Below are 11,358 nucleotides of genomic sequence, written 5' to 3'. Positions count from 1 at the left end.
GGGGGGGGGCGGAACCAAACTGCCCCGGTTATCTGGCCGGGGCAGTTTCAACATTTACGGTAGGGGCTGGGGGTATCCGGGCCCTCTCGCAGAATTTCCCGGGTGTCGTATCGCGTGAGCTTTCTTTCTTCGCATTTGTTCCCTGCGTTGAACTTGCGACTATTGTCGCCATCACAAAGCACCACCACATGGTCGAGGAGGGCTGGCACCTTTCCCATCCGTATCATGGCTCACACCTGAAACTGATGAGCACGTATGAAAAACCTTATGGGCAAGAATTTTCTATTGGTAGATGTCGTCCTCGATCTCGTTCAGCACCTTCAGGGTAGCACCACCTAACTCTCCACTCGCGGGGTCGTAGGTAGCCATGATCTCAAATTCCACTACCGCGTCAGTTTCTACGCTTACAACATGATCATTCCAATCGCTCCCCGACATCGTTTCAGAATGCTCTGAAAAATACTCCCACTTATCCATGTATCCATCAAAAAGGCATTCAGAATCGCCTCGAATGCGAACCATGTATTGATCTCCAATGCGGGCATAATGCACGTCCAGGTTTTCTGGATTTCCATACATCGTTATCGTAACCTCATTGCTGAATGGAAGCCCTTCCAGCCCATACATTGTCTTGTAAGGAAGCTCTTTTCCTATCACGCTCTCAGCAAAATTTTCGACGTCAATGTCGACCTTAGAATCAGACCAAGGCTTCCACCCATCAAGGCGTGGCAGAACGTGGCACTCAAGAAGAGACTGTCGCCCAGTAAAACCGAGAACAGATACTTCATCAGGTAGATCCGACTGAAGTTCAGCATGGAGAACAAACGTCTCCTTCGTCTTATCTTGGGCAAAGTCCGACGTATTGCTGGTAACAAAATAATGGGGTCCGTCGGCTGGATCTACTCGTTCCACTATAGATTTCCATATCAGATAATCCTTATGTCCTTCGCCACTTTCCTTGAAAGGCTTTTTATTGGAGTAGCCGCCAAGAACTAAATCTTTCGTTGTTGCATCAGGATAAGGTAGGACGTCTACCCCGATATCTTTCAGCAAGTCCTCAAGGAATGCATTGAAACCTTCGACCTCTTCATCAAGCGAAACCTCGGAACTCTCAAGCGTCACAAACCGAGCAACCTGACGCTCCGATTTAGTCAGCGAGACCAACGCCGCAGAAAGCCCCTTCTGAAAGTTTCCTCGCACTTCATCAAGGACCACTTCGGGCACGGCTATATCAAAACCTGCAAATTTACATGTTCGCAGGAATGCTTGGGCACCAGCCGCCCTGAAGTATTGAGCATCCATGAAAACATTTGTGTCGAGAAATATCGTGGGCACGCCTTGCTCCAGTCTAAGCGGAATTATGAGTCATGCACGGGGATTTCACGACGTGGAAGAAGTCCACCTATGCTGATTAGCCCTGCCAAAGACCTTGTGTATTCGACTGATACGTTTTCGGTCGGCTCCTGACAACCTGCCATTGGCCCTCGGGACAGCATCGGTTCAGTTGGGTTCGGAGATGGAAACCGCTGCGCTCGGGCGGTAGCTTTCGCGAATTAGACTTCATAGGGCATAGTCCAACTTTCCTGCATCCCTGCCGCTCGCTCAGGGCGCAGCCTGCACTCAATTTGAATGTCAGGCATCACTTAGACCACCATAAAGAAAGGGCATGGCATTGGGCAGTAGTGCGGCGCTTTCATCGCATTCAGCATTCGAACCGATGAAGCATCTGGGACATCTTGCCCTTCAAGCTTGACCCCATAATATGACCCTAATCCATTTTCAGAAAAATCCCTTTGCGATATACAGGAGATACTTATGAGAGCCGTTACACCTTTTTGCCTGGCCATCACCCTGCAACTGCTTCCTCATTGGGCAGTAGCCGAAGCCAATATTCCCCCCGAGGTCATTGCCGAATGCAACGAAGCGGGCAACGCCTCGGATCTCCCAGATTGCCTCAAGAACGGCGCCATCGCTGTCGAAATGCTTAATCTGGCGAAAACCAATGATTTCTACGGCACCGATGCGACACCGGTCATCGATAACTGCGCGGATCGAAACAATTCTTTCACAACGACTTGGCTTTGCTTCAAGACAGCAGCCGTTAAAGCCAATGAGACTCGCGAACTCATCGGCGAAGCAAATATCGCCGACCCCTGCGTCGCCGCGATCGCCAAGGTAGGCCTGCCCGAGCAACTCGAACGCATCTATATGGAAAAGCGCGATGCGCGCTTTCCAAATGAGATGTTCTTCGGCGGGGAAATGTTCTACCCCTTCCAGGGGTGTCCAGCCCCCCTCGAGCAGGCCGAAGCAGATCTCTCAGAAGATAGTCACCCCGATCACCAGAAGAGAGCCGACGATATCGATCCTGCGCGCTGCGCCGCATACGCCGAGATCGAGAATGTCATCTCCTCCCGGTCTGCTGATGAACTACGCACCCTTCAGGCCTCCTTTGCGGACCTCGAAGACCCTGACGCGAAAACGCTTGCTGACAGGCTTGAGATCACCACTGAATCGGCAAATCAGCTCCTGAATGCTGATGAAGACGAGGGGTTACAGACGGCAATGCTTCTTGGCGCCTTCCTGCGCAAGCACCACCCGCCTCTCCTTCAGCAGATACTCGAAGACCCGTCACAGATATCCAACAACCCGACGGCACTGATGGGAGACCAGATGGCCATGGGGTTCATCAGCATGATGCTCGACGCTGTCGAAGACACATATACCAAAAGCTGTTTGATCGAATAGCACATCACGGCCCATGATACTTGCTTGAGGCTCAAGTCTGCTGTCTGAATGCAAAGGCGGCCCACGACCAGTGGTGTCATAGGGGCAAATTGTCGAAAACTTCGCGCAGGTGCCGCGGAACGGCAGGCAAATTGGGGGGGAATTCGAAGATGATTAGACCGTGTTGAGAGCGCTTAGCACCGTCGCATTTTTCGCAATGTGCGCCGGGGCGGCTGAAGCCGCATCAGTGAGCGTTTCCGACGATGTGCGCTGCCGGGTCGAGTTAACTGGCCCGATTGAACGCGGCGATGCTGAAACGCTTCTTGGCCTTGCAGATCAACTGCTGGTGCATGTCGGTGAAAGCACAAGAGGATCGACCCTATGCCTCGATAGCCCAGGCGGCATGCTCATTGAGGGTATGGAGATGGCGCGCTTCATACTTGAGAAAGGGGTAAGCACTTTTCTTCGGGAAGATGCGACGTGCGCATCCATCTGCGCTATCATGTTTATGATGGGAAATTACCAAGGCGAAGAAGTTGCAGGCATTAGTAGAAGAATGCATTTCTCTGCGAGGCTTGGTTTCCACCGCCCTTATATGACCCCGGACGAGGCGCTGAGCTACACATCTGAAGATGTTGCGAGCACCTACGACCTCGGCATGGAGACCGTATTTGACATTCTGACGATCGCCAACCAACGGTCTCCTTGGGGCACCGCACAAATGATAGAGCCTGAACTATTGCAACGTATCCTCGGGACGCCCGGGGATCAGATGTTCTACGTATCGACCGTCGAGCAGGCGTTGCGTTGGCAGATCGGGATAGAGGGCTTACCCAGCATCTTACCATTGAACAGACACCGAATGCATTACGCGTGCGAAAATGCATTGGCAACACGCGTTGCACTCACTTCAGAGCTGAATGGCCCAGGTGGTCTTTTAACCGACGAAATATTTCACTTTCAGCCCCTAAACTCTTACTCGATCCAACTCGTAGCCTCCGTGACGGCCCCTCCTGTTTCCGGACAAGTGAGGGTGATTTCCCTTCGCGCTGGCTATTCCGGGGTAAGTTGCGCAATCGAGATGCAGGGCAGCCACATACGTGTGTGTGGAGTAGATGAAGCCACCGACTCGTATATAGGCAATTGCGAGCAGGCTTATGGTATGCGCTACCTGTCGCCTCTGGCGCAGTTTCACCCACGCACGCAGCTTGTAACACTTTCTCTGGCAGACGCTGTTGGAGCTGATGCACGCCGAATATCGTTATGTGAAATATACGACGGCTCTGGGAAGAGAACTGACCGAGATCCCTGCTTGCATGCAGTAGTTCTGATGTCTGAAAGCGACAATAAAATCGCCAGGCACGTCATTACTTGGCCGTCAGGTTCGCGCACTGTTATCGACATCGGGGCTACCTTTGGCGAGACAAGCGAGCACGTTCGAATAAATGGGGCGAAGGGAGATCGCACGAACATCGGTAGCAATCCTAATTGCGTCATTAACCGACAGAGTGGCAACACGGTGTGTATCTCGCTCTGACGACCATTGACGGCCACTTTAGCTGCCAAACTGTATCTTCTACGGCCAAGACGAGCCTGCCCTTGTGGCACCGCATGCTTCCGGACGCCGTTGAAAGATACAAGAGCGTAGGTTGGAGTGTATCCACGCCGTGAATGAGCGCCCGATGGTGCGATACAGCCATCACGTGCTAAGATCGCTCGGGGCGATGTCAGCTTCATGTCTTAACGGACCCTTCTTCATCTTCGCTCGACCAAATCTTGCATATTTATCCCATTCAATTGCTTCATGCATAAAACCGATGCAATCTTTCACCATGATTTACATTTAATGAGGCACATTTTGCTGTCCCGTATTTTCCTCGCAATGCTTTGTATCGCTCTCCCGTCCGTCCTCTCTGCCATGGAATTCTCGATCGAGCGACTGGACCTTCGCCCCATACGGCCGCCCAGCTTGCACATAACCGCTACCGGCCCGATCGAACGCGGGGATACCGAGAAACTAAAAGCGACACTGCTCGCAGCGGACAAAGTCGATGTGCGAGATGTCCTATTCATCTTCGATAGCCCGGGTGGCAACCTCATGGAAAGCTTGGAGATGGGCTCCTACATAGCCGACATTCCGGCGATCGTTACGGCGCAGGTTGGCAGCACTGGAATGTCCAACGCAATCTGCGCCAGCGCATGTGTCTATGCTTACCTCGCTGCCGATTACCGATATGTCTCGAACGACGCGCGAATTGGCGTTCATCGCTTCGGCTTCTATGACATCGAATTGGATGGCAATGAAGGAGCCGCTCTCGGGCAGGCTGTCTCGGGCATATTGTCAGAATACATCAGGACCCACAGGGCTGAGCCGGAGTTCTTTGAGGCAATCTCCCTGATTGACCATGATGACATCCTTTGGGTCCCAACCGACAAGCTCGAGCGTTGGCGCGTCGTTAACAACGGGATCTACGACGAACAGGCTGCCTACATCAACCTCAATGGAAAGGCAGCCCTGCGCCTCAAGCAAGTCGCTAAGACTGGGGACAGCTACCTGACGCTCTTTTGCACCGACAAGGGCGTTGCCGGACTTGCTGACCTGCACGAACCCGATCTGGCTGCCTACGGTCAGTTTGAGATTGCAATCGATGATGGATGGCATCCGGTTCGCCAGTGGGACATTGTTGATCGAAGCAAAGGTCGCGGCCGCATTGTCTTTGAGATGCCATCTGCGCTTCGCCCAGCCGCGCTACGTGCCGAAAAAATCGGCGCCAGGATGGTCGCCCCAAGTGGAGACATCTTTTTTGGCTTTCAACAAACCCTGCGTGACGGATTAGTCCCAGAGATGATCCGGAACTGTCCTGATGAGCCCCAGCACTCCGCGCCCACCATGGTAGAGCTACGGTCCGCAGACTTTCCCGGGCGAGATCTAACCACAAATGGCATTAAAGATATCAGCTTTGCGCAGTGCAAAGCTATTTGCCTCGAGTATGCCGACTGCAAAGCGGTGTCCTATGTTCAGCGCAGGTCCTGGTGCTGGCCGAAGGGCGGCGTTTCGCGACGTCGACGCGCGTCTGGCATCATCAGCGCCTATAAAAACTGACTTCGATTGCAGCTAATGCTGGTGTTGCCTTGCAATATAGCACCTCTCAGTCTGGGCAAGCTAATCTCGGGACCGAGAGTTCATTCTGTGGTCGCAGGGCTGGCTATCTGCTCGGTCATGTCAACCATCACAACCTCTCAGGAGGGGAACCCTGGGCGGATTCGTTCAAAAACCGACAGCCATCTGAGATTAAGAGACAAGCCACTCAAACATAGCTTAGATATCTGACGGCTTGATTAAAGGTTACCATTGAGGCGGCCATTTTTGTCCTGGGCACTCACGGGACAATAGGAATAAGTCCCTCTAAAAACCTCGCCAGGAAAGTAGCAACGACCGCTGCGCTTACGGCAATAAACCAAGAAAGTGCGCTCGGAAACGATTTGGCGATAATGCCCTTCGGCTTACTAACGAGAAAGAGCGCAGCGAATGGCAGAAAGCGGCGATGGACCCAAGTCACGAAACCAATGATGCCAAGAATTCCCACCATTAGCGCGACACGAAATGGCAGCTCGGTCAAGCTGGGTAGATATACAATAGCTCCCACAAACAACAACTGGTTGATGCCGAAACCAAACCTCCTGAAGCTGGTTGCGTATTTTCTTTCTAAAGGACCTATGCTGTTCTTGAGTTTCTCGAGCATACCCAGAGCCCATGCCTCATCCGCGCATTGGGTCATGGCGAAGTTCACTTCGGGACCGAACTCGATGACCACGATTCGGTCTATTCCGCTTGGTTGTCGCTCCCGGGCGAAAATCTTAAATATGGTGGCGCGTTCATCTTTGAATGTAGCGCTCTTAAAATCATCCAACAACCGAGTTTTCTCGGTGCCTGCGAGAACAGTGATTACAACCCGCGTCTGCTTAAAGTCGCTCTGCACTTCCATCGCAAGATCGGTGATTTGCTGCCGATCGATGGCGACAGCTCCAAAGTTGTGGCGAGCTGTATGTAGTTGCTCCTGTTTGACCCCACTTTCTTCGTCGACTCCGCCGATGCGGTCATGCGAAAACAAGACAAAAGTGCCAGCAGAACCGATGCTGGTCGTCCATTCACCCTCAAGCTCTCCCCTTGGGTTCAGAACAGCCTGAGCTTCAAGCTTTCCGAGTTCCACATCGGCGAGCGGCTTTTCGGGTTCCCCTTCGAGGGAAAGCCTTTGTCCATCAAATGCACCTGTTACCGCGTAGACTACCAAGCCGTATTCCAGGTCGTTCAGGTGTATCCTCCCAGTGAGGTCGGTATCGTTGCCTTCTAAGGTAGCATATACATTGCCAGTGTTGGTGCCGTAGAGCTTTCCAGCCCATTTCTTGCCAATAACCATTTCAATCTCCTTGGGCACTATTACTGTAGCGATGGCTTAAATCGCACCCATGTCAAATGGAAAGGCCTGCATCTCTTGTGCGGGTCCTGCGACTGGTCCACCATTCTTCGATAGAAATGAGGAGACTTATGTGAGATTGCTTTCTTATGCCGCCGTTCTTTTGGGAGTTTTATCCAGTCCTGTTCTCGCAGCCCCTGGTGATGTTGCGGGTATTGGCGCCAAGCCTTGCCGCTTTCTGGTTGAGAACAAGAAGTTCGAGACCCAAGCTTTCCGGGCTGCGGCTAACTGGTCCCAAGGATTTGTATCAAGCCTCCAATTTCATTTGGACACCGACTACCGCTATCCATCTTGGGACAAGCTCAACGCAAACCTCAAGATCTTCTGTATCAACCATCCAGACCGAGCAGTTGGGGCCTTCGCCCTCCAAGTCTGGGAGCAAATGGAGTCCGGGCGCTGACCTAAGCATAGCTGCACGGTGTTCCTTATGGCTGGGAATCAGGGCCCCAGCCCTACTTGATCGGCGTGTTATCTAACATCAGCGGAACACAAGAAATATCATGTTAGGGTGGCGCCAGCTCCTAAGCAGTCGCCGTAGACGGTGGAGTTAGTTGCGAAAGATGCCGCTGCCGCGACATGCAATGAGAGCCGACCTACAGCCCTTTATGATGAGAGCGGTCGGCCCTCATTGCGGCGCGCAGACGATCACTTCTTTGGTGATGGCCCTGAGCGTCCTGCCTTCCTACCCGATGGGCGAGTCTGTTCGTAGGGCGCATTCGCAATGAACCGGCGCAGTCGCTCGGGGTCGCGCGGGCGGCCTCGGCCGCTGACCCTGCCGAGGTAGATCGCATAGACAATACCGGCACTGCCCAGAACGAAAGCAGTGACCGACAGAATGATCTCACCACTGGTCATGATTTTTCTCGAACGCTGTCTTTGTTGCAAGGCGCATTCGCGATGAACTGGCGCAAGCGTTCAGGATCATGCGGCCTGTCCCGACCTGAATGTATTGCCAGATGGCGCACCCAAGCAACCGTAATGCCCGCTGCCACGACCGAGGCAACCGATACGATGATGTCAAAGCTGGTCATGGGTTTCTTCTCCGATGCGCGGCCTATGCTATATTCATCAGTGTAGCACGGAGACCGTGGTCCGTCGCTAACCCGCGTATAAGAGAGCGTAATGGCGAGCAAACCGGATGAACCGGACCCCAAGTGGATTGAATGGTTCGTAAAGAAAAAGCGATGTCTACATAGCGTGTTAGTTTGATTCTGTTTCTTATAAAAAGGCCAATATGGACTCTGCACGAAAAAAGGCAGAGGCCCAATGAAACAGAAAACCTTTGAAAGCTTCCTCAGACGCTTGCATGACCTCACGCCTGATCAGGCGGGAACTTTGATGCGATCAGTGCAAGACCAGACAGCTCAGAATGCTGCCCTTGGGGCGGTTTCGGCACGATAACCGATTATCCAGGACTTTGGGCCATTTGCCAAAATTGAGGTCTCTCGCCCATGGAATGTTTGCGAAAAGGGCTCCTTGCTGCCGTTCGCCGCGGTCAAAAGTGCCACGTGCTGCCGAATGTCTTGTGTGGACCGCCCCCATCGGGAGAACTCGCTGACCAGGATCGCGTCGATTTGTCGGGCCTGTGCAAGATCGAGCAATCGGTTGCGCGCGGTGCTATTAACGTTGGCCCCGGGGGCCGTATCTTTGAAGACGCCGACCACGTCGTAACCGCCACGTTCCGAGAAAGGTGTCAGTTCGGTGACCTGTCGCTCGCACGACTGGTCCGAGGTCGAAACCCTCGCATAAATTGCGGCGCGCTGTCCCAGTTGAACCCCCCGGATTTGGACCTCGCAAGCTATTGATTTTGCTGGCGCGAGTTTTGTCCATAATAGACTAATGACTAATAAGGACAATCCGTGTTTGTCTTTCGCGACAACTGAGCGTCAAAGGGTGTTGGTGACCCCAAGACGAACTGTCCGACTAATCAGGGTCCAACAAACAGCCTACCCAATACCTGCCGAATGCCATCATGTCGGGGGTATTACGTATCTGGTCAACTCTATCACGATTGTGCTTGGCGCGGGAAATGGCGTGTTAGTCGAGCATAAAGTCAAACCGAGCTCTGGAGAAGAATCTAAGTCATTGATTTTATTTGGTTCCTACAGGAACCGGATTTCTCATCCACCGTCGCAGCCGATGTCGCATGCCCCGTGTTCAAGACATAAAGCCCAAACCGAGCCTCGGCGAAAAAACTAAGTCATTGATTTTATTTGGTTCCTACAGGAACCGGATTTCTCATCCACCGTCGTAGCCGATGTCGCATGCCCCGTGTTCAAGACATAAAGCCCAAACCGAGCCTCGGCGAAAATCTAAGTCATTGATTTCGTTTGGTTCCTATAGGAACCGGATTTAATTAGCTCACTATGCGGTCGCCAATGGGCCGCATAGGGGCAGATCATCCATCTTCTTCATCTAACGGATTGTGCATCACAGCACGCGGGCAATAGGGGATGCCCACACTGTCAAATCCTGTTCTGGAAGCTCAGATTCAGCATGCCGCTTAACTTCTGGTTCTCTCGATCTGTTAAACTGGGAAGATCCAGAGGAATCCGTCCATGGCCATGGCTATTCTTCCCGATCATGATCGGGGCTCGGCACCGTGTCATCTGCGCCACCGGCAGTCGGTCCGGAGAGATTCTATTTTTTAAATCTGTCGAACATGACCACCTTGTTCCTATCACCATAGGAGCCAAGCATTTTGACGAAGATTGCTGACACCGACACCACCATCTTCCACGCAGCGGACGCCGGAGGCCTGGTAAAGGCCACCCAAGAGACGATCTCCGCCCTGCACCGGCACGGATTCACCAAACATGCGGCGGTGATCCGGCGCGCCACAGCTCAGTTCGTCGCTGGTCGTTCACTGGTGGAGGTCGGGACACTGCGCCGCTGGTGGGCTCTATTCGATCATGCGTGGGACATTTTGGCCGATAGCCCGATTGACGATCCTTGCATCGCTGACGAGACCGCTGACATTGCCGCCTCCTACATTTACTGCGAGCTCGTCGCTCTGGGGGTCAATCCCACTAAGGACGACGTGAATACAGTGCCTACATGGTCAATCACCTATGCTGACCTCAATGCTGACCTGAACAATGCTTATGAGATCCTGACTGCCCTGCCCCGGCTGACCGATCCTGCACTTGAAGCGCGTGTTAACCAAGTGGCGGAGCTGCTGGACCAGCTGACCTACGACACCTGCGCAGACACACAGGAAGAGTTTGAGGGAGAAACCCTCGCGGCCGCTGTATTGGCGGCATGATGGCAATGGCGTATGTCGATCAGATATGACCTCTACCATTGATGAACTGTTCTCACCCGGCATTACTCACATCGAGGTTCGATGTTGGGAGTGCGGTCATACGGTGACCCGCAGGCCTGGGGATGTGCCCGACGGCATTACCCAACACGAGTTCGAGCGCCGGTCTGTCTGCAAGTGCGGCACAGGCTGGCCACAGGTGACCAGATATCCGCGCAAAGCCACTACGTCGATGTAGGCCGTTTCGTGAGATCGGTAAGTTGTTCGGTGATGCACAGACCGTGTGCGCTGCACTGCAGAAACTTTAATCATGCTGGTCTCGTTACTCCTACAGCAACGATGATGTCGCAATCACGCGACAGCCGTAAGATCAAAGGATCACAGTATGAAACTGATTATGACAACCGCCGCCGCCGCCCTGATTTCCACCGCCGCCTTGGCTGATACCTCGACTTATCGTCAGGACCTCTTCCTGGACACGTCGATCGGCGCTGAGATGACATACGGTGATGAGGCGCGGATGCTCGCACCGCTCGAGTCGACCAAAGCGAATGACATTACCTTTAGCACGGCCGACAACAGCTACAACGACGACACAGTGATGAGCACCCGCTCCGAAGCACGCAGCGCCGGCGAAGGCTACATCTACGGTGGTTACGGCGCTGGCAACGACAGCCGGTAAGTAACAGTAGACCGGAGATCGCTGTTCTCCCTCAGTGCGCCAGATTTAGGTTCTGGCGCACTTGTGCAATCGAAGCAATTGCCCCGAAGTCCGGTGACATGTCACCGCTCGACAGATCCTCCCCAATGGTTGAAGAGACTAGGGTCCGTGGACATTCACTTTGAGGCAATGACCGTTGCGGCGAGGTGCCAGTTGGCGGCATAGCTGGACGCGGT

General features: G+C 53.3%; 10 protein-coding genes. 6 read left to right on the top strand and 4 right to left on the bottom strand.

Translation table 11 applies throughout. The annotated features are described in order from the left end of the window. Positions 1-282 precede the first annotated feature (282 nt). Complete coding sequence (locus ACGYK7_RS18510) at positions 283-1,335, bottom strand: PIN domain-containing protein (RefSeq protein WP_394403873.1); 1,053 nt, start codon at positions 1,333-1,335, stop codon at positions 283-285. Between the two features lie 480 nt (positions 1,336-1,815). On the opposite strand from ACGYK7_RS18510, the gene ACGYK7_RS18505 reads away from it, so the two are divergent. The 3 genes from ACGYK7_RS18505 (at position 1,816) to ACGYK7_RS18495 (ending at position 5,827) form a co-directional block, all read left to right on the top strand. Then, positions 1,816-2,745: a hypothetical protein gene (locus ACGYK7_RS18505; RefSeq protein ID WP_394403872.1), complete on the top strand. Its 930-nt coding sequence runs from the start codon at positions 1,816-1,818 to the stop codon at positions 2,743-2,745. A 226-nt stretch (positions 2,746-2,971) separates the two neighbouring features. After that, a complete protein-coding gene (locus ACGYK7_RS18500; protein WP_394403871.1) occupies positions 2,972-4,261 on the top strand; it encodes a hypothetical protein in 1,290 nt (429 codons plus the stop codon). 267 nt (positions 4,262-4,528) lie between these two features. Then, positions 4,529-5,827: an ATP-dependent Clp protease proteolytic subunit gene (locus ACGYK7_RS18495; protein WP_394403870.1), complete on the top strand. Its 1,299-nt coding sequence runs from the start codon at positions 4,529-4,531 to the stop codon at positions 5,825-5,827. 277 nt (positions 5,828-6,104) lie between these two features. Here the strand turns inward: ACGYK7_RS18495 and ACGYK7_RS18490 are convergent, their stop codons facing one another. Continuing rightward, entirely contained in the window at positions 6,105-7,142 is a 1,038-nt protein-coding gene (locus ACGYK7_RS18490) for a hypothetical protein (protein ID WP_394403869.1), read from the bottom strand. Positions 7,143-7,272: 130 nt separating this feature from the next. On the opposite strand from ACGYK7_RS18490, the gene ACGYK7_RS18485 reads away from it, so the two are divergent. Further along, entirely contained in the window at positions 7,273-7,599 is a 327-nt protein-coding gene (locus ACGYK7_RS18485) for a hypothetical protein (RefSeq protein WP_394403868.1), read from the top strand. 451 nt (positions 7,600-8,050) lie between these two features. Here ACGYK7_RS18485 and ACGYK7_RS18480 read toward each other — a convergent pair whose 3' ends face one another. Further along, positions 8,051-8,230, bottom strand: coding sequence for a hypothetical protein (locus ACGYK7_RS18480; RefSeq protein WP_394403867.1), 180 nt, complete (start codon positions 8,228-8,230; stop codon positions 8,051-8,053). Between the two features lie 333 nt (positions 8,231-8,563). After that, a complete protein-coding gene (locus ACGYK7_RS18475) occupies positions 8,564-9,055 on the bottom strand; it encodes a recombinase family protein (RefSeq protein ID WP_394403866.1) in 492 nt (163 codons plus the stop codon). Between the two features lie 845 nt (positions 9,056-9,900). Here ACGYK7_RS18475 and ACGYK7_RS18470 point away from each other — a divergent pair. Beyond that, positions 9,901-10,464, top strand: a complete 564-nt coding sequence (locus ACGYK7_RS18470) for a hypothetical protein (RefSeq protein WP_394403865.1) — start codon at positions 9,901-9,903, stop codon at positions 10,462-10,464. Positions 10,465-10,846: 382 nt separating this feature from the next. After that, positions 10,847-11,143: a hypothetical protein gene (locus ACGYK7_RS18465; protein WP_394403864.1), complete on the top strand. Its 297-nt coding sequence runs from the start codon at positions 10,847-10,849 to the stop codon at positions 11,141-11,143. Positions 11,144-11,358: the final 215 nt, after the last annotated feature.

This window comes from Sulfitobacter sp. 1A15299, from assembly GCF_043556915.1.
GTDB lineage: Bacteria > Pseudomonadota > Alphaproteobacteria > Rhodobacterales > Rhodobacteraceae > Sulfitobacter.
This window is presented reverse-complemented; position numbering and strand designations above follow the sequence as displayed.